Annotated in this window: 16 protein-coding genes; 5 read left to right on the top strand and 11 right to left on the bottom strand. The window is 75.5% G+C overall.

Annotation, left to right across the window (positions count from 1 at the left end):
• The first annotated feature begins 8 nt into the window (after positions 1–8).
• From OG553_RS29450 to OG553_RS29440, 3 genes are all read left to right on the top strand, one after another.
• The gene (locus OG553_RS29450; protein ID WP_405981863.1) at positions 9–1,163 is read left to right on the top strand and encodes an MAB_1171c family putative transporter; all 1,155 of its coding nucleotides are present in this window, start codon (positions 9–11) and stop codon (positions 1,161–1,163) included.
• Between the two features lie 306 nt (positions 1,164–1,469).
• Positions 1,470–1,922 carry a helix-turn-helix domain-containing protein gene (locus OG553_RS29445; protein ID WP_405981862.1) on the top strand — a complete coding sequence of 151 codons (453 nt, stop codon included), beginning with the start codon at positions 1,470–1,472 and terminating at the stop codon, positions 1,920–1,922.
• Positions 1,919–2,488: a toxin gene (locus OG553_RS29440; RefSeq protein WP_405981861.1), complete on the top strand. Its 570-nt coding sequence runs from the start codon at positions 1,919–1,921 to the stop codon at positions 2,486–2,488. The genes OG553_RS29445 and OG553_RS29440 overlap by 4 nt, the downstream gene beginning before the upstream one ends.
• Positions 2,489–2,507: 19 nt before the next feature.
• On the opposite strand, the gene OG553_RS29435 is transcribed toward OG553_RS29440, so the two are convergent.
• Entirely contained in the window at positions 2,508–5,849 is a 3,342-nt protein-coding gene (locus OG553_RS29435; RefSeq protein ID WP_405981860.1) for an aminotransferase class I/II-fold pyridoxal phosphate-dependent enzyme, read from the bottom strand.
• Entirely contained in the window at positions 5,846–6,787 is a 942-nt protein-coding gene (locus OG553_RS29430; protein WP_405981859.1) for an NAD-dependent epimerase/dehydratase family protein, read from the bottom strand. The genes OG553_RS29435 and OG553_RS29430 overlap by 4 nt, the downstream gene beginning before the upstream one ends.
• Before the next feature lie 261 nt (positions 6,788–7,048).
• Here OG553_RS29430 and OG553_RS29425 point away from each other — a divergent pair, with 261 nt between their 5' ends.
• Positions 7,049–9,430, top strand: coding sequence for an ATP-binding cassette domain-containing protein (locus tag OG553_RS29425; protein WP_405981858.1), 2,382 nt, complete (start codon positions 7,049–7,051; stop codon positions 9,428–9,430).
• 288 nt (positions 9,431–9,718) lie between these two features.
• Here OG553_RS29425 and recQ read toward each other — a convergent pair whose 3' ends face one another.
• Together recQ and OG553_RS29415 are read right to left on the bottom strand one after the other, a co-directional pair.
• Complete coding sequence (recQ, locus tag OG553_RS29420; RefSeq protein WP_405981857.1) at positions 9,719–11,740, bottom strand: DNA helicase RecQ; 2,022 nt, start codon at positions 11,738–11,740, stop codon at positions 9,719–9,721.
• Between the two features lie 9 nt (positions 11,741–11,749).
• Positions 11,750–12,889, bottom strand: coding sequence for a DUF1152 domain-containing protein (locus OG553_RS29415; protein ID WP_405983174.1), 1,140 nt, complete (start codon positions 12,887–12,889; stop codon positions 11,750–11,752).
• A 191-nt stretch (positions 12,890–13,080) separates the two neighbouring features.
• Between OG553_RS29415 and OG553_RS29410 the strand changes: the two genes are divergently transcribed.
• Positions 13,081–14,478 carry an STM4012 family radical SAM protein gene (locus OG553_RS29410; protein WP_405981856.1) on the top strand — a complete coding sequence of 466 codons (1,398 nt, stop codon included), beginning with the start codon at positions 13,081–13,083 and terminating at the stop codon, positions 14,476–14,478.
• 6 nt (positions 14,479–14,484) lie between these two features.
• On the opposite strand, the gene OG553_RS29405 is transcribed toward OG553_RS29410, so the two are convergent.
• From OG553_RS29405 to OG553_RS29375, 7 genes are all read right to left on the bottom strand, one after another.
• A complete protein-coding gene (locus OG553_RS29405; protein WP_405981855.1) occupies positions 14,485–15,354 on the bottom strand; it encodes a DMT family transporter in 870 nt (289 codons plus the stop codon).
• 133 nt (positions 15,355–15,487) lie between these two features.
• A complete protein-coding gene (locus OG553_RS29400) occupies positions 15,488–17,176 on the bottom strand; it encodes a thiopeptide-type bacteriocin biosynthesis protein (protein WP_405981854.1) in 1,689 nt (562 codons plus the stop codon).
• Between the two features lie 36 nt (positions 17,177–17,212).
• The gene (locus tag OG553_RS29395) at positions 17,213–19,147 is read right to left on the bottom strand and encodes a TOMM precursor leader peptide-binding protein (protein WP_405981853.1); all 1,935 of its coding nucleotides are present in this window, start codon (positions 19,145–19,147) and stop codon (positions 17,213–17,215) included.
• Positions 19,147–20,925 carry a hypothetical protein gene (locus OG553_RS29390; protein ID WP_405981852.1) on the bottom strand — a complete coding sequence of 593 codons (1,779 nt, stop codon included), beginning with the start codon at positions 20,923–20,925 and terminating at the stop codon, positions 19,147–19,149. Before OG553_RS29390 ends, OG553_RS29395 begins: the two co-directional genes overlap by 1 nt.
• Complete coding sequence (locus OG553_RS29385) at positions 20,922–22,061, bottom strand: lantibiotic dehydratase C-terminal domain-containing protein (protein WP_405981851.1); 1,140 nt, start codon at positions 22,059–22,061, stop codon at positions 20,922–20,924. Before OG553_RS29385 ends, OG553_RS29390 begins: the two co-directional genes overlap by 4 nt.
• A 29-nt stretch (positions 22,062–22,090) precedes the next feature.
• A complete protein-coding gene (locus OG553_RS29380) occupies positions 22,091–24,910 on the bottom strand; it encodes a lantibiotic dehydratase (protein ID WP_405981850.1) in 2,820 nt (939 codons plus the stop codon).
• 102 nt (positions 24,911–25,012) lie between these two features.
• Entirely contained in the window at positions 25,013–25,198 is a 186-nt protein-coding gene (locus OG553_RS29375) for a thiazolylpeptide-type bacteriocin (protein WP_405981849.1), read from the bottom strand.
• Between the last annotated feature and the right edge of the window lie 15 nt (positions 25,199–25,213).

Here is a 25,213-nt window from a genome sequence, read left to right as displayed (position 1 = left end):
TCCAGGACGTGAACACCACCAGAACCCTCTGCTTCGTCATAGCGGCGCTGTCGTCGTACGCGGCGCTCGTCTACCGGCTGTGCCAGGCGCGGCGCAGCTGGCGGGACAGCGCCTACCGCGCGCTGATCACCACCCTCCTGCTCCAGTGCCTGACCTTCACGATGGGCGCGGTCGCCATGGGCGGCGGCAGCGTCCTCGGCGTCGGCAACCTCGCCATCCTCCTCATGCACCTGGCGGCGGTGGCCTTCTGCGTGAGCTCGCAGATCATCCTGCTGAAGTGGGCGGACGCCGACGAGGAGGCGCTGCGCAGGGCGCGCTGGTGGACCGTCACCGGGTTCGCGCTGAACGTGGGGCTGGTCGCGCTGTTCCTGCTGGCGGACGGGACGAACCGGCCGTCCACCGATTTCGACACGGGCAGCGGCCAGCCGCTGGTGCTCACGTACCTGCTGGCCTTCATCGTGTCGCAGGCGGTTCCGTGCGTCACGATCTTCCGCCAGTGCGGTCCCTACGCCGAGATGACCGACAACGCCTCGCTGCGGCAGGCGCTGCGGATGCTGCGCGTCGCCGCGGTGGTCCTCTTCCTGTACTGCTCGGCGCGGACCGTCAACATCCTGACGGCCGCGGCCGGGGTCGACATCGGCGTCTGGAAGCTCGCGTCGAACGTCTTCAGCGCCACGGGCATCGTGATCCTGTCGCTGAGCCTGACCAACTCCTCCTGGGGTCCCTCGGCCACCAGGCTGCTGGACTGGGCGCGCAGCTACCGGTCCTACCGGGCGCTGTACCCGCTGTGGCGGGACCTGTACGAGTCCTCCCCGGACATCGCGCTGGAGCCGCCGAGCGCCGCGGTCTCGGAGATGGACTACCGGCTGCACCGCCGGGTCGTGGAGATACGCGACGGGTGGCGCGATCTGCGCCCCTACATCGACCGCACCGCCCCCGGTTCCGCGGGGGCGGGCAAGGACGCCAGCGAGGAGTCCCGGCAGGCGTTCACGGAAGCCGCGCAGATCAAGCAGGCCCTGCTGGCGAAGCGGAACGGCACAGTCCCTCAGGACAGCAAGGACGCCGGCGATTTCGACGACCGCGACACCGACAACTTCACGGCGGAGGTCGCATGGCTCACCAAAGTTGCGGCTGCCTACAGTAAGCTCGGCACCGCGAGTTGAAGCTCCCGCCCGGTTTGCATCCCCCGTCAAACCGGGCGGGTGGCTCCCCCGTTACCCCCCGTCTCCGCACGGGGCGGGACGGGCGGACACCGCCCGGACTGGCCCGGCCCATCCCCCGAGGGCCGGGCCAGTCCGTTTTTCACCGGCGAGCCAACCGACAAACCCCCGTGAGTCGAGTTAACTGCCAGCTATCGGCGAGACCCAACGTTGGCAGGAGTCCAGCCCAATTGTCAACTGACCGCTAATCTGTGAAACTGACGTATAGCCAAGGGCTATACCGAGGAGGTGACGGGAGGAAGGATCACCATGACCGACACCGAGACCGAGGCCGAGGACCGTCCCCTGCTCGCGACGCGCCTCGACGACCTCTTCAAGACCGTCCGCCCCAAGGGCAAGCACTGGACGAACGCAGAGGTCGCGGAGGAGCTCAAACGGGCCAACCCCGAACTCAAGGTCGGCGGCGTCTACCTGTCCCAGCTGCGGACGGGCAAGCGCTCCAACCCCTCGCCCGACCTCCTGGCGGCCCTCGCCCGCTTCTTCGGCGTCTCGGTCGCCTACTTCTTCGACGACAAGGTCGCCGAGTCCGTGCTCAGCCAGGTGGCCGCCATCGAGGCGCTGCGCCAGTCCGGCGTCCGCGCCGTGGCGATGCGGGCGGCGGGCATGAAGAAGGAGAACCTCGCCGCGATCACGGCCATCATGGACCAGTACCGGCAGTTGCAGGGCCTTCCCCCCGTCACCGACTCCAACGACCCCGGATGAGGGGCGCCTGGAAGGAGCGGGCCGCCGACCACGACCGCCGCAGCCGGCTGAAGAAGCTGCGGAAGGCCGGAGCCCGGCGCATCGCCGAACTCGGCCTCCCCGAAGCCCCCGACGTCGCCGAGCTCTGCCGCCACCTCGGTGAGGTCCGCGGCCGTCCGATCATCCTGGTCCCGATGCAGATGCCCTCGTCGCACCCGTGCGGCATGTGGGTCGCCGCCCGCGACGAGGACCTGATCTTCTACGACGCCAACACCACCAGCGCGCATCAGGAGCACATCATCTTGCACGAGCTGGGCCACATCATCTGCTGCCACCGCGGGGCCGGCGGACTGGACGAGGCGGCCGCCCGTCTCCTGTTCCCCGACCTCGACCCCGACATCGTGCGCGACATGCTCCTGCGCGCGACCTACGACGACGTCCAGGAACAGGAGGCGGAGATCATCGCCTACCTCCTCTCCCAGCGCATGGGGGGCGCCGAACAGCCCGCCGCCGACGCCGAGGAGGGCACGGGCGACCGCCCGGCGAAGAGCGCCACCCTCAGCCGCATAGAACGCACCCTGATCTGAGATGGGCTTACCCACCGGCTCACGCCCCGGCGGACGCCACCTCCCCGGCCAGCAGGGCGACCGCGCGCCTGATGTCCTCCTCGCGGTGCTCGCTGGTGATGAAGAACCGCAGCCGCGACAGCCCCTCCTCCACCGCCGGGTGGAAGATGGGATCGGCGACGACGCCCCGCTCGAAGAGCCGGTGCGCGACCCGCAGGGTCTTCGCCGAGTCCCCGAGGATGCACGGCACGATCGGCGTCCCGCCGCTGGAGCCCGTCGAGAGCCCGGCCGAGGAGGCGAGGTCCAGGAAGAGCCCGGAGTTGCGGTGCAGCGCCCGGACCCGCTCCGGCTGGGCCGTCATCAGCTCGGTGGCGGCCAGCGCCGCCGCCGCGTTGGCCGGGGTCAGGCCGACGCTGTAGACGAAGCCGGGGAGCGTGTGGCGCAGCCAGCGCACCATCCGGGCGGAGCCGCCGAGATAGCCGCCGCAGCTGGCGAAGGCCTTGGAGAGGGTGCCCATCCACAGGTCCACGTCGGACCGGTCCACCCCGTGGAACTCGCCGACACCCCGGCCGCTCCCGCCCACCGTGCCGATGCTGTGCGCCTCGTCCACCATCAGCAGGGCGCCGAAGCGCTTCTTCAGCTCGATCACGGCGGGCAGGTCCACGAGGTCCCCGTCCATGCTGTACGCGCCCTCGACGGCGATCAGGACCCGCCGGAACCGGGACCGGTTGAGCCTCAGCATCCGCTCCAGCTCGCCCGTGTCGTTGTGGGCGAAGGGGCGGCGGGCGGCACCCGAGAGGGCACAGCCCTGGAGGATGCTGTCGTGGGCGAGCGCGTCGTGGACCACCAGGTCGCCGGGGCCCACGAGGTGGCCTATCGCGGTGACGTTGGTGGCGTGGCCGCTGACCAGGGTGAGGCAGTCCCCGACGCCGAGGAAGTCGGCGAGCGCCCGCTCCAGCCGTACGGTCAGGTCGCGTTCGCCGGAGAGCACCCGGCTCGCCGAGACCGAGGTCCCGTACCGTTCCACGGCCTCGTGCACGGCCGCGTTGACCGCCGGGTGGCCCGACAGGCCGAGGTAGTTGTAGCTGCCGAAGGACAGGTACGGGCGGCCGCCGATCACCGTGGTGTCGGTGATGGTGCCCTCGTGGACCCGGAAGTACGGGTACCCCGAGGGGCTCCCGGCGACCGCGTCGAGCCGCTCTTCGAACCGGGCCACCTCGGGGAACTCGTCGACCCGGGCGGAGTCGGTGCTCCACTGCGGCGGCACGTCGAAAAGAATCGTTTCCGCAGGGGCCGTGAAGGCCGCCGGGACCTCCCCCGCGGCCACCGCGATCAGCCGGCCGACGGTGAGGCCGGGCGTGAACAGCTCCTCGGCGCGGAAGCCCGGCACCCGCTTGCCGATGTTGACCTCCAGCTCCTGGAGCATGAGGGAGTCGAAGCCGAGGTCGGTCACGAGCGACATGTCCGTGCCCAGGTCCGAGAGCGGGAAGACGCCGGCCCGCGAGACCTCCTCCAGCACGACGGCGGCGACGGACTCCGCGCCGGAAGGCACCGCCGGTCCCGCCACGGGCCGCTCCGCCGGGTACGCCTCCCCCGGCGCGTCCGGGCCGGCCGGGCCGGGGGCCGTCTCGCGGGCCGCCTCGTCCACGGCCCAGTGGCGGCGCGGGGCGAGCGGGCTCGGCGGCAGGGTGCACGGCGGCAGGCGCGGGCCGGGCAACACGGCGGGCTCCGCCCCGGGGTCACCCGTACGCCCGGCCTCCACCCCGGCGGCGGCCTCCGTCAGCCGCGCCACGGCGTCGGCGGCGTCCTGCACCACCAGGGCGAGCCGTTCCCCGAGCGGGGCCCGGCGGGCCAGGGTGTCCGCCACCGCGGCCGGCTCCGGCCGGTCCTCGGCGATGACCCGGGCCAGTTCCCGGGCGTGCCGGGCCAGCCCCGCCCGGTCGCGGGCGGTGAGGACGAGCACGTGCGGCCCCTGCCCGGGTCCGGCGGGCACGGCCGCGTCGGGGGCCTGCTCCACCACCATGTGGACGCCGGTGCCGCCGAAGCCGAAGGCGCTCACGCCGGCCCGTCGCGGCCGGCCGGTCTCCGGCCAGCGGACCGGTGCCGTCGGGACGGTCAGCCCCGCGGAGTCCAGCAGGGCTCCGTCGGCCGGTTCGAACCCCGGCTGCGGCGGAACGACCCCCCGGTGCACGGCCAGCACCGACTTGACGAGCCCCGCCATGCCGGCGGAGTTCAGCGAATGGCCGACCACCGCCTTCACCGCGCCGAGGTGCGCCGGGCGGGCGCCCTCGCCGCGCAGTTCGCGCAGCACCTCCAGCTCGACGGGGTCGCCGACCGTGGTGCCGGTGCCGTGCGCCTCCAGGTAGTCCACCGCGTCGGGCGCCAGGTCCGCGTCCCGGTAGGCCCGGCGCAGGGCGCGGAGCTGTCCGGCCGCCCGGGGGTGCATCCCGCCCTGCACGGTCCCGTCGTTGGCCGTGCCGACACCCCGGATCACCGCGTAGACGCGGTCCCCGGCGGCGAGGGCGTCGGACAGGGGCCGCAGGACCAGGACCGCGGCGCCCTCACCGAGGACGAACCCGTCGGCCCCCGCCCCGAAGGGCAGGCAGCGGCCGCTGCGCGAGATCGCGCCGATCCGGCACAGGCCCACCAGCAGGTCGGGGGTGAGGACCAGTTGCGCGCCGCCCGCGAGGGCGATGCGGGTGCGGCCCGCGCGCAGGGCGTGCACGGCGTTGGCCACGGCCATCAGGCCGCCGGAGCAGGCGGAGTCCAGGGCGTAGCTCTCGCCGTGCAGGTCGAGGACCGAGCTGATGGTGTTCGGGCCCATGTTGAGCAGGAGCCCCGCGGCGGAGGTGCCGTGCAGGCCGTCGACGGCGCGGACGGTCTCCTGCCAGTGCGGGCCGGCCGCCCGCGCCCCGAACTCGCCTCCGGCCAGCTGGCGCATGCGCAGCCGCATGGTGCTGAGCTGGCGGTAGCCGCTCTCGGTGAGCGCGGTGATGACCGAGGTCTCCTCGCGGTCGAAGCCGTCCACCTCCCAGCCCGCGTCCTGGACCGCCTCGCGGGCGAGGTCGATGAGCAGCCGGTGCTGGGGGTCCATGGCCCGGGCCCGGCGCGGCGGGATGCCGTAGTGGGCGGCGTCGAACCGGTCCACGTCGGGCAGCAGCGCCATGGTGTCGGTGTAGGCGGCCGAGGTGTCGCGGAAGTCGTCGCTCAGGAAGGCGGCGGCGCGCCACCGGGAGTCGGGTATCCCGGAGAACTGCGGCTCCGGGTCGGTCAGGAGCCGCCAGTACTGGTTGAGGTCGCGGGCGCCGGGGAACCTGCACGCCATGCCGACGACGGCGATGTCGTCGCGGGTCACCGGGGTGGGCCGGTCCGGCGGGGTCATCGGCCGGCTTCCAGGCGTTCGCGCCACCACGCCACGGTCGCCTTCACCTGCTCGTCGACGGGGGTGGCCCGTACGCCGAACGCGGTTTCCCAGGCGGTCGAGTCGACGACGAACGGGCGGTCGAACTGGTAGCGGATCTCCTTGAGTTCGCGCAGCAGCGGGGAGAAGAGCCCGCCGACGGCCAGGACGGCCGGGGGCAGCCCGCGCACGGCGACCGGCCGGGTGCCCGCCTCGGCGGCCAGCAGGCCGGTCATCTCGCGGACGGACAGGGCGGGTCCGGTCGGAACGTGCCAGGCCCGGCCCCAGGCGCGCTCGTCGCCCGCGGCCTCGGCCAGGGCCCGGGCCACGTCGGGGAGGTAGGTCCAGCTGTGGGGGGCGTCCGGGTCGCCGAGGGTGGAGACCGGCTTGCCGCGCAGCAGCGGGGGCACCACGCGGGCGGCCAGGTGCCCGCCGTCGGTGACGCCGGGTCCGAAGAAGTCCGAGGCCCGTACCTCGACGGCCTTGATGCGGCCCTGTTCGTGGAGGGCGCGCGCCCGCTCCCAGGCGGCCGCGCGGACCCGTCCCTTGGGGCCGGTCGCCGCGAGCGGCAGGTCCTCCGTCATGGGGCCGGCCACCGGGCCGTACCCGTAGAGGTTGCCCAGCATGACCAGGACGGCGCCGGTGGCCTCGGCCGCCGTGCACAACGACGCGGCGAGCGCGGGCCATTCGGCGGCCCAGCGGTGGTAGGGCGGCGAGGCGCAGTTGTGGAGGGCGACGGCGCCGCGCGCCAGCTCGGTGAGGCGCGCGGCGTCCCGGGCGTCCAGTGCGACGTGCTCGATGCCGGGCTCCGGGGCCCGTCCCGAGGCGGTGACGACCTTGACTGAGTGGCCCCGTCCGGCGAGCAGCCGAGCGGTGGCGGCCCCGGCGGGCCCGAAACCTATGACGACATGAGAGTTCACGTACGCACACTAGCGCGGGGGGTGCTGGTCCCCGGCAAGCCGCCCTCGGGGCGCCGAGGCGCGTTTGGCTTGAAGACGCCCGGCGGTTTGCGCCGGTCAGGAGGGCTTTGCGCAGTGGAACGGGCACCGGGTCCGGGCGGGGCGGGGCGGACCGGTCAGGATTCGAGAAGCGCCGCACCCCGGACCCCGCATAGCGTGGCTGCCGTACGGTGCGGCGTCCACGCCGCACGGGCCGGACCGAGCGATGGAGACACGAAGAGCATGGCCAAGAGGACCGACTCGGGATCGCCCGCACCCCACATCGCCGACAGCCACGGTCTGATCCGCGTGCACGGCGCGCGCGTGAACAACCTCAAGGACGTCGCGATCGAGATCCCCAAGCGCCGGCTGACGGTGTTCACGGGGGTCTCCGGTTCGGGGAAGAGCTCGCTGGTGTTCGACACGATCGCCGCGGAGTCCCAGCGGATGATCAACGAGACCTACAGCGCCTTCGTCCAGGGCTTCATGCCCACGCTGGCCCGGCCCGAGGCCGACGTGCTCGAAGGGCTGACCACGGCGATCATCGTCGACCAGCAGCGGATGGGCGCCGACCCCCGCTCCACCGTCGGCACCGCCACCGACGCCAACGCGATGCTGCGGATCCTCTTCAGCCGCCTCGGCGACCCGCACGTCGGGCCGCCGGGCGCGTACTCCTTCAACGTGCCCTCGGTCCGGGCGAGCGGGGCGATCACCGTCGAGAAGGGCGCCAAGAAGACGGTGAAGGCCACCTTCAACCGCACCGGCGGCATGTGTCCGCGCTGCGAGGGCCGCGGCAGCGTCTCCGACATCGACCTGACCCAGCTGTACGACGACTCCAAGTCCCTCAACGAGGGCGCGCTCACCATCCCCGGCTACAGCATGGACGGCTGGTACGGGCGGATCTTCGGCGGCTGCGGCTTCTTCGACCCGGACAAGCCGATCCGCGAGTTCACCGAGCGGGAGCTGGCCGACCTCCTCCACAAGGAGCCGACCAAGATCAAGGTCGACGGCGTCAACCTCACCTACGAGGGCCTGATCCCGAAGATCCAGAAGTCGATGCTGTCCAAGGACCTCGACGCGCTCCAGCCGCACATCCGGGCGTTCGTGGAGCGGGCGACGACCTCCGCCACCTGTCCCGAGTGCGAGGGGACGCGGCTCACCGCCGAGGCCCGGTCCTCGAAGATCGGCGGGGTGAGCATCGCGGACGCCTGCGCCATGCAGATCAGCGACCTGGCCGCCTGGGTCCGCGGTCTGGACGAGCCCTCGGTGGCGCCGCTGCTGGACAAGCTCCGGCACACCCTGGACTCCTTCGTGGAGATCGGCCTCGGCTACCTCGCGCTCGACCGCCCGGCGGGCACGCTCTCGGGCGGCGAGGCGCAGCGCGTCAAGATGGTCCGCCACCTCGGCTCGGCGCTCACCGACGTCACGTACGTCTTCGACGAGCCCACCACGGGCCTGCACCCGCACGACATCCAGCGGATGAACGACCTGCTGCTGCGGCTGCGCGACAAGGGCAACACGGTGCTGGTCGTGGAGCACAAGCCGCAGACCATCGCGATCGCCGACCACGTCGTCGACCTCGGCCCCGGGGCCGGCACCGCGGGCGGCACGGTCTGCTTCGAGGGCACCGTGGAGGGGCTGCGGGCCTCCGGCACGGTCACCGGCCGCCACCTGGGGGACCGCACCGGCCTGAAGAAGGGCGTACGGACGCCCTCGGGCGTCCTGGAGATCCGCGGGGCGGACGCGCACAACCTGCGCGCGGTCGACGTGGACGTCCCGCTCGGGGTCCTGGTGGTGGTCACCGGGGTCGCCGGCTCCGGCAAGAGCTCCCTGGTGCACGGCTCGGTCCCGGCGGCGGAGGGCGTGGTCTCGGTCGACCAGGGCCCCATCCGCGGCTCGCGCCGCAGCAACCCGGCGACGTACACGGGGCTGCTCGACCCGATCCGTTCGGCGTTCGCCAAGGCCAACGGCGTCAAGCCGGCCCTGTTCAGCGCCAATTCCGAGGGCGCCTGCCCGGCCTGCAACGGCGCCGGGGTGGTCTTCACGGACCTGGGGATGATGGCGGGCGTCTCCGCCACCTGCGAGGACTGCGAGGGCAAGCGCTACCAGGCGTCGGTGCTGGACTACCGGCTCGGGGGCCGTGACATCAGCGAGGTGCTGGCGATGCCGGTGCGCGAGGCGGAGGAGTTCTTCGGCTCCGGCGAGTCCCGGGTCCCGGCCGCGCACCGCGTCCTGGGCCGGCTCGCGGACGTCGGGCTGGGCTACCTCACCCTCGGCCAGCCGCTCACCACGCTGTCGGGCGGCGAGCGGCAGCGGCTGAAGCTGGCCACGCACATGGCGGACAAGGGCGGGGTCTACGTCCTGGACGAGCCGACGACGGGCCTGCACCTGGCCGACGTGGAACAGCTGCTCGGGCTGCTGGACCGGCTGGTCGACTCCGGCAAGTCGGTGATCGTCGTCGAGCACCACCCGGCGGTCATGGCGCACGCGGACTGGATCATCGACCTGGGGCCGGGCGCCGGGCACGACGGCGGCCGGATCGTGTTCGAGGGCACGCCCGCCGACCTCGTCGCCGCCGGCTCCACCCTCACCGCCGAGCACCTCGCGGCGTACGTGGGCGTCTGAGCGGTCCCCCGGCAGCACGCGGGCCGTCCGGGCACCGGTATCCCCACACCGGAGGCCGGACGGCCCGTGCTGTGCGAACGGAGACGGCACGCGCCCCCGGCGCCCGGTCCGTACCCCCACGGTGGGACCGTGCTCCGGTCGGCGTGCCGCCGGCCGTCGTCCGGCTCCGTCGCACCACCAGTCTGTGGCCGGCCGACTCCCCTGGGCGTACTTCCTGACGTGCCCTTTGCACAAGGAGACCGATCTTTGACGCGGGCCTGACGATCCCGTTCCGGATCGCCGGACCTGCTACTCCCAGTCGTCCCAGGGCGGGTCCTCGTCCAGGTCGAAGGGCGGTTCGTCGAGCGGTTCGGCCCCGTGCGGAGGCTCGTGGGCCGACGGGGCTCCCCTTCCGGCGGCCCCCGCTCCCGTGGCTCCCGCTCCCGTGGCTCCCGCTGCCGCGGCGGCCGGGGCCGCGCCGGCCGTGAAGTCCGCCAGGGCCTCGATGACGCCCTCGCCGTACTTGGCGAGCTTGGCCTCGCCGACGCCGCTCACGCCGGACAGCTCCCCGACCGTGCCGGGCAGGCTCGTGGCGATCTCCCGCAGCGTGGCGTCGTGGAAGACCACGTACGCCGGGACCCCCTGCTCGCGCGCCGTCGCCGCGCGCCAGGCGCGCAGGGCCTCGAAGACCGGCACCGCGGCGGCGGGCAGGTCGACCGGTACGCGGGCGCTCTTGCCGGAGCGCGAGCCGGACTCCTTCTTCCGGGCCGCCGGCGCCTTCTCCTTGCGCATCTGGACGGTGCGGCGTCCGCCCAGCACCTCGCCGCTCGCGTCCGTCAGCACGAGGGTGCCGTAGTCGCCCTCCACCGCGAGCAGCCCCAGCCCCAGCAGCTGGCGGACGACCCCGCGCCACTCGCCGGTGCTCAGGTCCGCGCCGACGCCGAACACCGACAGGCCGTCGTGGTCGAACTGGATGACCTTGGCGGTCTTCTTGCCCTGGAGGATGTCGATGATCTGCCCGGCGCCGAACTTCTGGCGCCGCTCGCGCGCGAGGCGCCACACGGTGGACAGCAGCTTCTGCGCGGCGACCGTGCCGTCCCAGGACTCGGCGGGCGTCAGGCAGGTGTCGCAGTTGCCGCAGGGCTCGCCGGCCTGCCCGAAGTACGCGAGCAGCCGGACCCGCCGGCAGTCGACGGTCTCGCACAGCGCCAGCATGGCGTCCAGGTGGGCGGCCAGGGAGCGGCGGTGGTTCTCGTCGCCCTCGGAGCCCTCGATGAGCTTGCGCTGCTGGACCACGTCCTGGAGGCCGTACGCGAGCCAGGCGGTGGCCGGCTCGCCGTCGCGGCCGGCGCGGCCGGTCTCCTGGTAGTAGCCCTCGACGGACTTGGGCAGGTCCAGGTGGGCCACGAAGCGGACGTCGGGCTTGTCGATGCCCATGCCGAAGGCGATGGTGGCCACCACGACGACCCCGTCCTCCCGCAGGAAGCGCGACTGGTTCGCGGCGCGCGTGCGGGCGTCCATCCCGGCGTGGTAGGCGACGGCGTCGATGCCCTGTTCCACCAGGAAGGCGGCGGTCTTCTCCACGGAGGACCGCGACAGGCAGTAGACGACGCCGGCGTCCCCGTCGTGCTCGGACCTGATCAGCTCCAGCAGCTGCGCCAGCGGCTTGTCCTTGGCGGCGATGCGGTACTGGATGTTGGGCCGGTCGAAGCTGGCGACGAAGTGCCGGGCCTCCTCCAGGCCCAGCCGCTTCGCGATCTCGGCGTGGGTGGCCTCGGTGGCGGTCGCGGTCAGGGCGATCCGGGGCACCTTCGGCCACCGCTCGTGCAGCATCGACAGGGCCAGGTAGTCCGGCCGGAAGTCGTGGCCCCACTGGGCGACGCAGTGCGCCTCGTCGATCGCGAACAGGGACACCTTCCCCCGGTCGAGCAGCCGCTGGGTGCCCTCGGTGCGCAGCCGCTCGGGGGCCAGGTAGAGCAGGTCCAGCTCGTCGGCGAGGAAGGCCTGCTCGACGGCCTGCCGCTCGTAGGGGTCCTGGGTGGAGTTGAGGAACCCGGCCCGTACCCCGAGGGCGGTGAGCGCGTCCACCTGGTCCTGCATCAGCGCGATCAGCGGCGAGATGACGATGCCGGTGCCCTCTCTGACGAGCGCCGGGATCTGGTAGCAGAGCGACTTGCCGCCGCCGGTCGGCATCAGCACGAGGGCGTCGCCGCCCCCGGCGACCTGCTCGATGATCTGCTCCTGCTCACCGCGGAAGGAGGTGTAGCCGAATACGCGGTGGAGTACCTGCAGGGAGTCCGAGATCTCGGGGGAAGCGTCCGAAAGAGCCATTCGAGAAGCCTAGCGGCCTCCGCCGACAGCCAGTCCCGCCTGTGGACGGCCGGTGGCCGGACCCAGCCGCCACAGCGGCGCGGCCCGGCGGCCGTCCAGCGCCGCGAACAGGCCCCGCGCCTCCCCGGCGGCCAGGTCCAGGTCCTCGGTGATCCGGCGGGTGGTGGCGTACGCGATCCCGTCCGCCAGCGCCTCCCGCTCCCAGGCGGCGAAGCGGGCCCGGACGGCGGCGGGGTCCCGGTCCGGGCGCGGGACGGGCGGGGCTGCGGGCAGGGCCGCCGCGCGGTGGCGTTCGCGTTCGATCTCCGAGAAGCCGCACACGGCGCGGGAGGCCTCCTCGGCCTCCGCCAGGCCTGCGGTGCCGGCCAGCGCGCGGGCGAGGGGGCTGAGGGAGAGGGCCCGGTCCAGGGTGAGCCGGTGGACGGCGGCGGCCCGGGCGTCCAGGTGGACCGGCTGCGGGGCGTCCCGGGTGCCGCAGACCCCGCGCACCCCGCGGGCGGCGGCCACCAGCAGGGCGCTGGCCTCGGAGGGGTGCCAGTCGAAGACCCCCGCGACGACGTCGGTGTGCCCGGCGGCGAGGGTGAGGGCGGGCTCGCCGAGCCGGGGCAGCAGGTCGGCCGGGGGCACCTCGTTGTCGAGTCCGGGCCCGGCCACGTACACGTCGGCGGGCAGGCCCGTGGCCGCGCAGGCGGCGACGGCGAGGGCGTCGCCGAGCGGGCTGCGCAGGGTGGGCTCGTCGCCCCGGGCGACGATGTCGCCGCCCACGTCGACGAGGTCGATCCGGTCGGCCCGGCACCAGCGGGCGGCCGCCCCGATCTGGCGGGCGAGGCCGAGCGCGCCGTCGTAGGGGTCCAGCAGTCCCAGGCGCGGACGCAGTGCGCCGGACAGCCGCGGGAGCAGGGAGCCGGCCGGGGCGACGGGCCGGGTCGCGGGGGTGAGCAGGGCGAGGTCCGGTGCGGCGGGTTCGGTGCCGTGGAAGTCGCCGGCGCGCCTCGGGCCCGGGACGGGGTCGACGACCAGCCGTTCCCAGGCGTAGGTCAGGACGAGTGCCGGGGTGTCCGCGCCGTACAGGGCGGCGTGGACCATGGCGGCCGTGATGGCGTCGCCGCCGCCCCCGGCGGCGACGAGAAGTCTGCGCTTGTTCTCCATGGCGGTCACGGATACACCGCCCCCGGGACGGAATCCCAGCTTCCGCAAAAAGTACATATGAAGCTCTACACACCGAAAGGCGGTTCATGGGAATTGCACTGCTGAAAACGGCCGGAGCCCGAACCTAAGGTGACGCCTGGTCACGAAGAGTGACGTCCCCTTTTCTTACCGAGAGAGAGTCGGTTCCCGTCATGACGACGCCTGTTCTGCTCCCCGCTCCGTCCTTCCCGGCCTCCCCCGCCGATCCGGATCCGGAAACCCCGTACGAGCAGTACGTGTACGCATACCCGCACCAGAAGGCGTACCGCCTGCTGGAGGACGGCCCGCTGCTCAGCGACCTGTGGTCCGGGGAGCGCCTGGACGCGCTCTCCCTCTACGCGCACATCCCCTTCTGCGAGATGCGCTGCGGATTCTGCAACCTCTTCACCCGCACCGGTGCGCCGGAGGAGGTCACCGGCGCGTTCCTCGCCACCCTGGAGCGGCAGGCACGGGTCACCCGCGAGGCGCTGGAGGCCAAGGGCGAGCCGATCCGCTTCACCCTCGCCGCGTTCGGCGGCGGCACCCCCACCTACCTGACCGCGGACGAACTCACCCGCCTCTGCGACATCAGCGAGAACGTCATGGGAGCGGACCTCAAGGCCGCCTCCTGGTCGGTGGAGACCTCCCCCGCCACCGCGACGGCCGACCGGATCGCCGTACTCGCAGAACGCGGCGCGACCCGGCTGAGCATCGGCGTGCAGAGCTTCGTCGACGAGGAGGCGCGCGCCGCCGTACGGCCGCAGAAGCGCGCCGAGGTCGAGGCCTCCCTCGCCCGCCTCAAGGAGGCCGGGTTCCCGATCCTCAACATCGACCTCATCTACGGCATCGACGGCCAGACCGAGCGCACCTTCCGGGTCTCGCTGGACGCCGCCCTCGCCTGGGCGCCGGAGGAGATCTACCTCTACCCGCTGTACGTGCGCCCGTTGACCGGGCTGAGCACCCGCCACGCCAAGACGCTCCAGGACTGGAACGACCAGCGGCTGCGGCTCTACCGCTACGGCCGCGACCACCTCCTCTCCGCCGGCTACGAGCAGACCTCCATGCGGGTCTTCCGACGCTCCGGCACCGCCGCCGTGGAGGACACCGACGGCAGCAGCATCAGCGAGTACAACCAGCAGGCCGGCATGGTCGGCCTGGGCGTCGGCGCACGCTCGTTCACCACCGACCTGCACTACACCACCGACTACGCGGTCGCGGTGCCCGAGGTCCGGCGGATCATCGACGACTACGTCGCCACCCCGACCGACCGGTTCCGGCGCGCCCAGTGGGCGTTCCGGATGGACGACGGCGAGCGCCGCCGGATGTACGTGCTCCAGCACCTGCTGGAGTCCACGGGCATGCGCACGGCCGCCTACGAACAGCGGTTCGCGACGCGCTTCGAGGACGACTTCGGGCCCCAGCTCGGCTTCCTGCTGAAGCGGAACTGGCTGCGGGAGAAGGGCGGCACGCTGGGCCTGACCCCGGACGGCATGGCCTGGGCCGACGCGATAGGCCCGATGTTCTTCTCGGACCGGGTCCGCGCGAACATGACCTCCTACCAGGACCGGTAGCGGGCCCTACGGCCGGGCCCGGCGCCGCTCCGGCAGGGATACGAGGACCAGCCCGAGCAGCATCAGCGCCGCTCCGGCCGCCGCGCTCGGACCGGGCCGCTCGCCCAGCACGGCGATCCCCAGCGCCGCCGCCACCAGCGGCTCGGTCAGGCTCAGCGTCCCCGTCGTGGCGGCGCTGAGCCGGCCGACGCCGCGCGTGAACAGCAGGTAGCCGAGCGCGGTCGTGCCCAGGCCCAGCCAGCCGATCAGCGCGAGCGCGCGTCCCGTGGCCAGCCCCTCGGGGGCCACCAGCAGGTACGGGGAGACCAGCAGCCCCGCGCACAGCACGCTCACCGGGGCCGCCGTGGCGAGGTCCGCGCCCCGGGCGGCCAGCTGCTTCGACGCGGCGATGTACACGCCGAAGCTCGCCCCGGACACCACCGCGAAGACCAGCCCGAGCAGGTCCGCGCGGGCCCCGCTGCCGGGCAGCAGCAACAGCGCGATGCCGGCCACGGCACAGCCCGTCCCCCACAGCCAGCGGCGGGTCAGCCGCTCGCCGGTGAGCCACCGGGCGCTCAGCCCTCCGACGACGGGCACGGTCCCGAAGGCCACGGCCGTCGCCAGGGCCGCTCCGCCGCGCTGCACCGCCTGGAGGAAGCACACCTGGAAGGCGGCCGTCACCAGCACGCTCAGCACGAGCCACCGGCCCGCTCCGGGCTTGCCCAGACTGCGCAGTCCCGCCGGACGGACCGTCAGCAGGCTGAGCACGAGACCGCCGAGCAGCATCCGGCAGGCCCCCAGCGACACCGGGTGCACGCCGGTGTCCGCCCACAGCTGGGCGGGCCCCACCGTCCCCCACAGCACCGCCGCCGCCAGTACGGACGCCACCGCTCCCACGGTTTCCCCTTTCGCCACATCCGGAACGTGGCGAACGTATCGGGCCGGAGCCGCCGGACCTACTGGGGAAAACCATGGGATTCCGCCCGCGCGCGGGGCCCGGTCCGTGCCTTCGCACAAAGGCGCCGGGCGCTCACGGCGCCCGCCGCCCCAGCGGCAGCAGGTACTGGAGCGGCTGCTCCAGGTCGTCCAGGCCGAGGAGTTCGTGCGCGAGGTCGTCGTGGAATCCCCCCAGCGGAGTACCGGCCAGGCCCAGCGCCGCACCGGTCAGCAGCAGGGTCTGGGTGAGGTGGCCGGCCTCCAGCAGCCCCAGCCGCAGGGCGCGCAGGCCGTAGCGGCGGCGCAGCAGGCCGAGGTCCGCGTACACGGCGAGGACCGCGGGAGCCTCGTCGACGCCGATCCAGTGGGGGGCCGTGTCCGGCCGGGACAGGTAGGTGGAGAGGGCCTTGAGGTCCGCCACTGCCGGCGCCGGGCCCACCGGGCGCAGGGTGCGCCGCTCCGGCAGGCAGTCGTACGTGCCCGCCGGGACCCCTTCCACGTCGAAGACCAGCAGCCGCACCCGGGCCGTGTACAGGGCTCCCGCGCTCGGGTAGGGCCGGTGGGACAGGGTGAAGGGCGGGCCGCCGTCCGGGTCCGGCTCCTCGCTGCGGGCGCTCTCGGCCAGGGAGTGCCACAGCAGCGAGCCCAGGGCGGCGGCGTCCAGCGGTCCCCGGAGCCGGCCGCGCATCGAGGTGCGGGCGGCCAGCACGGCGGACAGCGGCACCTCGGGCAGCGGGGCGGCGGGCAGGGCCAGTTCGGGGCCGGCCGCCCGGGCCCGGTCCGCGCCCTCCGGGAGGTCGCGCAGTTCGCTGTCCTCGCCGCGCCCGATCTGGAACTTGCTGCGCTCCAGGTAGCGGAAGTCGGCGGCGGTGTGCCCTTCCGGGAAGTATCCGGGCCCCTCCCCGGGCCCCTCCCCTGGCTCCTCCTCGGCCTCCAGCAGGGTGCGGGCGGCCAGCCGGCACACGGCCCGCTCCTCGTCGGGGGTGATCCCCAGCCGGTTGAAGAGCATGTGGAGCTGTGAGCCCCACACCCAGGCCCGGAGCTCCTCCCCCAGGTCCGGCAGCCGTCCGTCGGCCCGGCGCACGGCGGCCGCCCACCGCAGGAGCCGGGGCTCGGCGGTGCCCGCGGCGAGCCGCTCCCGCAGCACCCGCGCCCGGCGGCGCAGGCCCGTGCGCTGCGCCGCGTACACGGTGTTGACGCGGGTGTGCACGGACGCGGCGGGCAGCAGCGGCACTTCGGTGACCCAGCGCCAGCCGGCGGCGTGCCCGCGCAGCCGGCGGGCCGCGGTGAGCGGGTCCATGCCGAGCGCGTGCACCGTGGTGTGGGCCAGGTCGGCGGCGGCGGTCAGCCGGGCTCCCGTTCCGCCGCCCGCGGGCAGCGCGCGCAGGGTGTCGAGGGCCGCCCGGGTGGAGGCCTCGAAGACCTCCTCGGCGACGGGCAGCGCCCGGGGGCCGCCGTAGCGGCCGGTCTCCGGCTCGTACGGCACGGCGCGCACCTCGCCGTGGCGGGTGGGCCACGGGCCGGGCAGTGCGGGCACCCCCTCGGCGACGCGGGCCAGTTCGCCGGGGAGCGCGGTGGCGGCAGCGGGGCTCAGGCCGCGCACCCGGACGCGTACGTGGGGGCCGTCCTCCCCGTAGCGGATGAAGAACCATCCGGCGGCCTCGCCCGCGGCGACGAGGCCGTCGAGGAGCGGGGCCGCCCGGTCGAGCAGGAACGCGTCCGTGTCCTCGGTGGCGGAGTGCAGGAAGAGGTGCTGGCTGTGCCAGGTGTCGGGGGTCGTCACGGCGTCACGTCCGGTCCTCGTTCGGGGGTCGGGGGTTCAGGGGAAGGGGTGCGGGTGGAGGGAGAGGTCCTCGTGGCGCAGCGGCCGGTCCGTGCGGCCCAGCCGGTGGGGCACCTCCAGCAGCCGGGGCAGGCCCCGGGTGCGGCGGTTGACGTGCCCGAAGGTCATCGGCAGCGCGCCGGGCACGACCACCCTGACGCAGTGCAGGCCGAGGCTCCGGCGCAGGCCCGGCTCGGTCTGGTCGACGGTGACCACTTCGAGTCCGGCCGCCGCCAGCCGGTCCACCGTCGCGGTGAGCAGGGCGGAGAGGTCGGCGACCGGCTCGGGCGCTCCCGGCCAGGCCTCGGCGACGGTCACGCGGGGGGTGTCGGCGAAGAGGAACTCCAGCCTGGGGGCGGCCTCGGGCAGGGCGCCCAGGCCGACGTGGTCGTCGAGGGTGACCACCAGCTCGGGGCGGTCCAGCATCGGCCGCAGCCGTTCGGGATCGCGCGGGCGGTCCTCGGCGAGGAAGCGCTGGGCGGACTCCAGCACGTTGGTGACGGCCTCGGACACCGCGGAGCGGATCGCGGCGCGCGGGTCGTGGTGGGCGCCGGCGGCGAGGAACATCCGCGGGGCGTCCGGGTGGGACCCCTCGTAGCGGCAGACGGCGACGACGGCCGGGATCCCGAAGTCGTTCGTCGCGTCGAGCAGCAGCAGCCGGTAGCCGGCCAGGGCGGCCCGGTCGGCGAGCAGGGCCGTTTCGGTGTCCTCGGGCGGCGGCTGGACGCGGCGCAGCGGGGTGGCGGCGTACCAGGCCATCAGGAAGGCGTCGCGTTCGGCGACCTCGAACAGGCCGTAGAGCGCCGCTTCCTCGGGGCTGTTGCCGAGGCCGCAGCCGTTGGAGGACTCGTAGACGACGCGCGGGCGGCCCCCGCCCGGCGGGTCCCAGTACGCCACGTGCTCGGGGACGGCGATCTCCCGGCGCCGGGTGAGCGACCGGCCCCGCACCCAGTCCAGTTCCAGGTCCGGTGTGTAGGGGACGGTCGGCGAGGCAGGGTGCCCGTGGTGGGCGGGGTCGGGCAGGCCGAGGCGTTCCGGGTCCAGGGCGCGTTCGGGGCCGAGTTCGGCGAAGGAGGCCCGCAGGTCGGAGCGGCGGCCGGTGGGGCGCATCCCGGCGTACCGTTCGACTGCCTCGAAGAGGGCGGTCCGCTCGCTGCCGTCGAAGTCCGAGGCCCGGCCGTGGCCGCCGTCGTCGACGTCCCGGCCGTCGGTGACGAGGGCGCTGGTCAGGCAGACGGCGGAGTCCTCCGCCCGGAACAGGCCGCGGACCGGCCCGAACCGGTCGTCGTACAGGGCCGCGCGCAGGCCGGCGGCCGTGGTGCGGGGGTTGGGCGCGCGCAGCAGGTACGGGTCGGGCAGCGGGCGGGGTGCCGAGGGCAGCGGGTCCGGCGGGGCCGCGGAGTCGGCGGGCAGCGGGTGGCAGACGGCGCAGCCGCCGACCGGGCGGACCCGGTGGGCGGACCAGGTGCCGCGTCCCTGGTGGAGCAGGTGCACGGTGGCGGTCGGCGGGTCCTGGGCGGGGGCCGGGCGGGCGTGGCCGTCCAGGAGGTCCTGTACGAGGGCGCCGAGTGACTCGGCGAGCGCGGGGGACGGTACGCCGGCCATCGCCAGCGCCGGGCTCTGCCGGGGCACGCGTCCGCCGGCCGTGGCCAGGCGCTGGTGCTCGGCGCAGCTCAGGCAGGCCGGCGCGCCGGGTGCGAGCAGCGGGCCGACCACCGCGAGGGGTCCGTCGAAGCGTACGGGGACCAGGGCCACGGGGTGGGCCAGCGCGTGCCGGCTCAGTTCCTCGGCGAGCCCCTGCGTCCATTCGGTGAGCAGGACGGCGGCGGTGCCCGCGGTGGCAGCCAGTGCGGCCCGGGCGTCGAGGACCGGGACGGGCAGGGCCTCGAAGAGGGCGGCCGCGGCCGGGGCGGTGCGGACTGCTGTGGTCATCACGGCTCCTCGGGGGTGGGCAGGACGGTGAACCCGAAGGCCCGCAGCAGCGCCGGGAGTTCGCCGCCGCGGGCCGGGGTGGCCGGGCCCGTGCCGAGGGAGGGTCCGGCCGCGCGGCGCAGGGCGTCCTGGAAGGCCTCCTCGCGTGCGGCGGTGCCGGCCAGCCAGTGTCCGGTCCAGCCGTCGTCCTCCCAGCCGGCGCTGCGGGTGCCGGCCGCGGCCAGCGGGGCGACGGCCCCGCCGGAGGGCGGGGCTCCGGCGGGCCCGCCCGCGCGGACGGCGGCCACGGCGGCGAGCGCGGCGAAGGCGGCCGCGTCGCCCGGGGTGGCCTCCACGGCCTCCCCCAGCACCTCGGGGTCCCCGGCCCGGCGGACCACGGCGTGGTGGATCCCGTCCGGGCCGGGCCGCAGCACCCGGAGCCGGGCGGGCACCTCCAGACGGGCCGTCAGGGTGTGCCACCAGTGCCGGAACTGGGGGTGCCCCGCCCACTCGGCATCGGCGACGGCGACGGCCCCGGGGGCCGCGCCGGGCGTCCGGGCCGCGCGGCGGGCGAAGGCGGCGCGCAGGGCCCGGCCGTGGGCGTGGCCGGGGTTCGCGCCGACGGTGGATCCCGCTCCGCCCATCAGCAGTTCCGCCGTCCGGCACAGCAGCTCCAGGCGGGCCAGGTCCAGCCTCGGCGCCCCGGCGGTCAGGCGTCGCGGAGCCGGGCCGTCGCCGGGGAGTTCGCAGGCGGCGAGGGGCACCGGAAGCTGCTTGAGGTCCGCCGCGCGCGGGGCGGGCAGGGCGCCGCACCGCTCGTCGGTCAGGGCCGACAGCCGGCGCAGGGCTTCGCCGAGGGTGGCGGCGGGGGCGAGGTCCGTCCGCCGACCGGGGTCCGACCGGAGGGGCCCGAGCCAGGTGCGGTACTCGGCGCGCAGGGGCGCGGCCCCGGCGAGGAGCACCGCCGGGAGGCCGGGCAGCAGCCGGTCGTCGCCGCCCTCGTCCGCCGGGTCGGGGAGCCCGGCGGCCGCGCACAGCAGTCGGTGCGCGGCCGCGCCGCCGAGCAGCGGGGCGAGTGCCGGGGCCGGGGCGGCGCCGCTCCGGCCGGGGCTGTCGCCGGGGCGGGTCCGGGCTTCCAGGGCCGCCGCGTCGGCGCGGGCCTGGGCCGGGCCGGCGGGGGCGGTGGCGTAGCCGCCGTCGGGGAGCAGCCCGGCCGCGAGGGCGCGGACCGGGCCGGTGCCGTGGAGGTGGAGCAGCACCCGGCCGGGGGGCAGGGCCGGGTCGGCGGTGCGGGTGGCGGGTACGCCGCCCAGTTCCAGGGCCCGCCCGGCGGCCCGGGCCAGCGGCCCGTCGGGGTCGCCGGCCAGCACCTCGGCCCGGGCCGCGGCGAGTGCGGTCCGGGCGGCGGCGGGCCGCTCGGCGGTGGCCCCGAGCCACAGCGCGACGGGGTCGTGTTCCTGGTCCGCGTACCCGGCGGGACCGGCGGGGTCCGCGGGGTCCGCCGGGTCGGACACGAGCAGGCCGTGCGCCGCCAGTTGCCCGAGCAGGGTCTCGACGGCGGTGCGCAGCGCCGGGCCGGCCCCGGCCGCGTCGAGGTGCTCGTCGAGTGCGCCGGCGCGCAGCGGGCCCTCCAGCCACTGCCACAGTGCGGGCAGTGCGGCGCTGCCCTCCAGGGTGACGCTGCCGGCCCGGCCCCGCAGGTGGAGTCCGGCCCGCAGCGGGGTCACGGCGACGCCCGGCCGGAGCCTGCGCGCGTCCCGGGCGGCGACGGCCGTCGTGGCCCGCTCGGCGGCGGTCACGCGCCGCGCTCCGCGGCGGCGACGACGGCGTCGAGTTCCGTGCGCCAGTCGGAGCCGGCCAGCGCGGGGACCGTGCGGACGACCAGGTGCGCGGCCAGGTACCGCTCCAGCGGACGGACGTCGCAGATGGCGAGGAGCCGGTAGAGGGCGTTGGTGCAGGCCCGGTAGACCAGGTAGTCGGGGTCGCCGAACATGGCCCCGTCCGGGTCGGCGCGGCTCAGCAGCCGGTGGAACTCGCTGTAGCGGGTGCGGGTGTCCGGGTTCCAGCGTTCGGCCGCCGCCCGGTCCCCGGTGGCCGTGGCCCGCTCCCGGTAGGCGGGCGGGCTGCCGTGCAGGTCGGCGCCGGCCTCGTACCGGGTGCGGGTCAGCTGCCAGGCACCGGCCGAGAAGTCGGCCCAGGGGCGTTCCCAGTCCTGGGCGCCGCCGTCCGCGATCCGGCCGACGAGCGCGGTGACGCCGTCTCCCGCGCGTTCCCACTGCCGGTCGAAGGAGGCCCGCAGCTTGCCGTCGGGGTCGTCGTGGAGGAGGAAGTCCTCCAGGTGGGAGACGTACGACCAGTGGCCGCCGGCCAGGCCTGCGGGGTGGGCGGCGGCGTGGGCGGCGAGCGCGGTCACCGCGAGCCGGATCCGGGCCGACCCGTCTTCGCCGCGGTCGCCGAGGAAGCCGGCGCCGGCCCGCAGCGCGTCGAGCCCGTCGCGCAGCAGGTCGTCGCGCAGGGCGGCGCCGTCGTCGCCGAGCAGGGCGCGTACGGAGGACCGGTCGGCGGGTTCGACGCGGACCGTGTTGTCCGGGGTGATCGGCCCGTAGGGCGGGGGGACGAGTTCGGCGCGCCCGGCCTCGGCGGCCGCGGCCAGCAGTTCGGCCTCGGTGCGGTCGCCGCGCGAGGGGTGCAGGCGCAGCCAGTCGCGGATCCCGGTGGCGGCGGCCTCGGCGGCGGCCTCCACCCGGTCGGCCGGGCCCTGGAGGCGCAGCCGCAGGTGGGGGCCGTACAGCCAGTGCCGTTCGACGTGGGCGGCGAGCCCCTGCCGGGCGGCGTCCGCGGCGAGGGGGAGCAGCGCCCCGCGCAGCAGCGGGGCCTTGACCGGGTGGTGGTGGTAGGCGATCACGTCGAGGGCGCGGCTGGTGGGTGCCGGCATGGTCGGTTCCTCTGCTGTCCGGGGGCGGGTCATCGGGTCCGCCCGGCCCGGTAGGCGTCCAGTACGAGTTCGACGGCGCGGGTGGGCGCGTCCTGGGCTCCGGGGGCGGGCAGTGCCTCTTCGAGGACGGCGCCGCCGCCGTGGCGGGAGAGCCACTTGGCCAGGCAGCGCAGGTGCAGGGCGTTGCCGAGGTCGACGAGCTGGGGCTTGGGGCGGCTCAGCCCGGTCAGGAAGTCCTCGGCGGGGCGTCCGGTGGGGGCGGTGACGGCGGGGTGCAGGAAGAGCTGTTCGGGCAGGCCCAGGGCGGCGCGCCAGCGGGCGGCTGCCGCGGCCGGGACCTCGCCGCCTGCGGCGAGGTCGGCGCGCAGCCGGTCGACGGCGTCGGGCGGGAGCAGCCAGCGGCGGCGGCGCAGCACCACGTGGCGGTGGCGCAGCCGGGGCGTGTGGGTGACGCGGGCGCCGCCGGGCGCGGTGAGGGCGGTGCGGGGGACGAGCGGGCGGAGGTCGACGACCCCGTGGGGCTGGTCGGCGAGGTGGGCGCCGAGGCGGCGGGGCAGCAGCACCGGGGAGAGGAAGCCGGGGTAGAGCACGTCGAGGAGTTCGCCGGTGTCGCGGAGCCGGATGCGCACCTGGTCGTCGGCCTCGTCGTGGACGAGGTCGAGGTCGGCTTCGCCGAGGGGGGTCCAGCGGCGGTCGGGGCCGATCTCGTCGGGGACGAGGAGGGGGTGGAGGTTGGCGTTGAAGCCGCCGACGGGCCGGATCTGGGCGGCCCGGGCCCCGGGGCCGAGGGCGCGCCGGACCTGCCGGGAGACCTCGGCGGCGGCGCGGGGGTCGAGGGTGTCGAGGAATCGGCTGGTGAAGCGGCCCCAGCCGCCGTAGACCTGGTTGACGCAGAGCAGGCCGTGGCGGGGGTCGCGCTGGAGGAAGTACGCGTAGCCGAGGGGGCGGGACAGGGCCCAGTCGGGGAGCCGGTCGCCGAGGCCCTTGAGGAGGTGCGGGGGCAGGACGATCTCGGCGGCGTCGGCCGGGGCGCCGAGCGCGGCCCCGTGTACGGCGGCGACGGCCTCGGCGCGCAGGGCCGCCAGCGGGCCGGTGCCGGTGGGGAGGGCGTCGGCGGGGTCGAGGGCGGCGAGCCGTCCGGCGGCTTCCCAGGCCTCGGTGACCTCGGCCCCGAACTCCCACGGGTGGCGGCAGGTCCCGCCGGGTCCGTAGCGGGCGACGAAGCGGTCGCGGACGACGCGGCGCAGGAGGTGGCCGAGGTCGAAGAGCTCCGCCAGCGGGGTGAGCTCGCCGAGCGCCTCGTGGTCGGCCGCGCCGAGGAACCCGTCGAGGTCGAGCGGGTCCGGGGCGACGACGTCCTCGGAGACCGTGCTGAGCGGGGCGGACACGGCCGGGACGGGGCGGCCGGCGGCGGCCAGCGCCTCGGTCCAGCGGTCGGCCAGGGCGGCGAGCAGGGCGGGCCGGCCGGCGGCGGGGGCGTCGGCGAACCCGGCGGTCAGCCGGGCGATGCCGCCGAGGCGCCGGGCGTGGGCGACGTCGCCGGCAGCGTCTACGTCGTCGGCAGCAGGGACAGCGGGGGCGGCGGGGGCGGCGACTGCGTCGTCGGTGGTGGTGGCGCTGGCGCCAGCGGTAGCCGCCTCGGCGTCGTCGTTGGCGGCGGCCTCGGCGGTGGCGGGCTCGGTGGTGGCCAGGGAGCGCAGCCAGTGCGCGAGGGCGCCCAGCGGGTCGGGGTCCTGCGGTGGGAGGGGTTCGCCCGGCACCAGCAGCCCGGCGTCCGCGAGCCGGGCGAGGAAACCGGCCGCGGCGGCCCGGCCGCCGTCCCCGGCGCCCGCGCCCGTCAGGGCGTCGGCCAGCAGGGCGGTCAGCTCGTCCAGCGGCAGGGGGTCCGCGGCCCGCTCGGTGACGAGGCCCAGCGGGCCGGTGGCGGGCAGTTCGGCCTCGTCCTCGCCGGCCACGAGGTAGCGGCCCCCGGCGAAGGCGGTCCGGTCCCGGGAGTAGGCGGCCCGCCCGGCGGCGGTACGGGCGCTGCTGGTGATGCGGTGCGGCAGGGCGGCCCGGCGGTGCGGGGCGTCCAGGAGGGCGAGGGTGAGGGCGGTGGTCAGGGTCCGGCTGGGCTGGACGACCGACCGGAGCGGGCCGTCGAACAGGGGCGCCCGCCCCCAGGAGGGGACGGCCCGGGAGGGCTCCGCCGGGAGGGTTCCCCAGCCGACGGCGGTGAACCAGGACAGCGGGCTGGTCTTGGTACTGGCCCGCAGGGCGTAGCGCAGGACGGCCGCCTCCTCCTTGCGGGCCCTGCGGTCCCGGGCCCCGGTGGCGGCCCGTTCCACGGCCCGCAGCAGGTCGGTGCTGGTGAGGGCGACGGCCTTGGCGAGGGCCGGCTCGCGGCAGAGCCCGGCCAGGGCTCCGCGTTCGGCGGCCAGGGCGGGGGCGGCGGCGTCCGCGAGCGCGGCGAGGAGCGCGGTGCGGCGGTCGCGCAGGGCGAGCCAGGCGCCGAGCCGGGGCAGCCGCTCGGGGAGGTCGCCGAGGCGCTCCAGCAGGGCGGGCCGGGGTTCGCGTCCGTTGTGCAGGGCGCGGCGCAGCGGGAGGACCACGTCCCGGTGGAGGGCCTCGGGGTGCCCGGCCCGGCTGTCGTACAGGTCGTCGCAGAGCGGTGCGGCGGTCTCCAGCAGCAGCCGCTCCGTGTCCCGCAGGCGTGCGAGCAGGGTGCGGAACGCGGCGGCGTCCGGTGTCTGGGCGGGGTGGGTCAGCGCGGTGGCGCGGACCAGCGCGTACGGCGCGGCCCACACCCGGTAGCCGCCGGGCTCGGCCGGGGCCCCGGCCGACGTGCGGTGCGGCTGCGGCTGCGGCATGCCGGTCCCTCCTGTGGGTGTGGGCGCGCGGGCTTCCCGCCGCACTCGGGGCGCGGCGGGAAGCGGTTCCGTGACGGGGACGTGCGGTCGCTCGCGGGCGGGTCAGCCCAGCGGGATGTCCATGTGGGGCTTGGCGCAGGAGGAGGAGGCCTGGCAGGAGCAGGAGCCCGAGGACGCGCCGCCCTCGGGGAGGGCGACGGTGTCCCGCATGGCGGTGACGGTGAGGTCCCCGAGGTCCAGGTCGAGGTCCTCGAAGGCGAATTCGGGGGTGCGCGCGGTGTCGGACATGGGTGTCTCCCTGAG

Source organism: Streptomyces sp. NBC_00158, assembly GCF_045160885.1.
In the GTDB taxonomy this organism is placed as follows: domain Bacteria; phylum Actinomycetota; class Actinomycetes; order Streptomycetales; family Streptomycetaceae; genus Streptomyces.
Note: the sequence above shows the minus strand (reverse complement) of the source record. Positions and strands in the feature narration are given on the sequence as shown.

Bases quoted from the DNA above. Each gene is read 5' to 3' on its own strand.
- OG553_RS29440 (WP_405981861.1), top strand. From the start codon at position 1,919: ATGAGGGGCGCCTGGAAGGAGCGGGCCGCCGACCACGACCGCCGCAGC.
- recQ (WP_405981857.1), bottom strand. From the start codon at position 11,740: ATGGCTCTTTCGGACGCTTCCCCCGAGATCTCGGACTCCCTGCAGGTA.
- OG553_RS29380 (WP_405981850.1), bottom strand. From the start codon at position 24,910: ATGCCGCAGCCGCAGCCGCACCGCACGTCGGCCGGGGCCCCGGCCGAG.
- OG553_RS29435 (WP_405981860.1), bottom strand. From the start codon at position 5,849: ATGACCCCGCCGGACCGGCCCACCCCGGTGACCCGCGACGACATCGCC.
- OG553_RS29385 (WP_405981851.1), bottom strand. From the start codon at position 22,061: ATGCCGGCACCCACCAGCCGCGCCCTCGACGTGATCGCCTACCACCAC.
- OG553_RS29445 (WP_405981862.1), top strand. From the start codon at position 1,470: ATGACCGACACCGAGACCGAGGCCGAGGACCGTCCCCTGCTCGCGACG.
- OG553_RS29395 (WP_405981853.1), bottom strand. From the start codon at position 19,147: ATGACCACAGCAGTCCGCACCGCCCCGGCCGCGGCCGCCCTCTTCGAG.
- OG553_RS29425 (WP_405981858.1), top strand. From the start codon at position 7,049: ATGGCCAAGAGGACCGACTCGGGATCGCCCGCACCCCACATCGCCGAC.
- OG553_RS29375 (WP_405981849.1), bottom strand. From the start codon at position 25,198: ATGTCCGACACCGCGCGCACCCCCGAATTCGCCTTCGAGGACCTCGAC.
- OG553_RS29415 (WP_405983174.1), bottom strand. From the start codon at position 12,889: ATGGAGAACAAGCGCAGACTTCTCGTCGCCGCCGGGGGCGGCGGCGAC.
- OG553_RS29410 (WP_405981856.1), top strand. From the start codon at position 13,081: ATGACGACGCCTGTTCTGCTCCCCGCTCCGTCCTTCCCGGCCTCCCCC.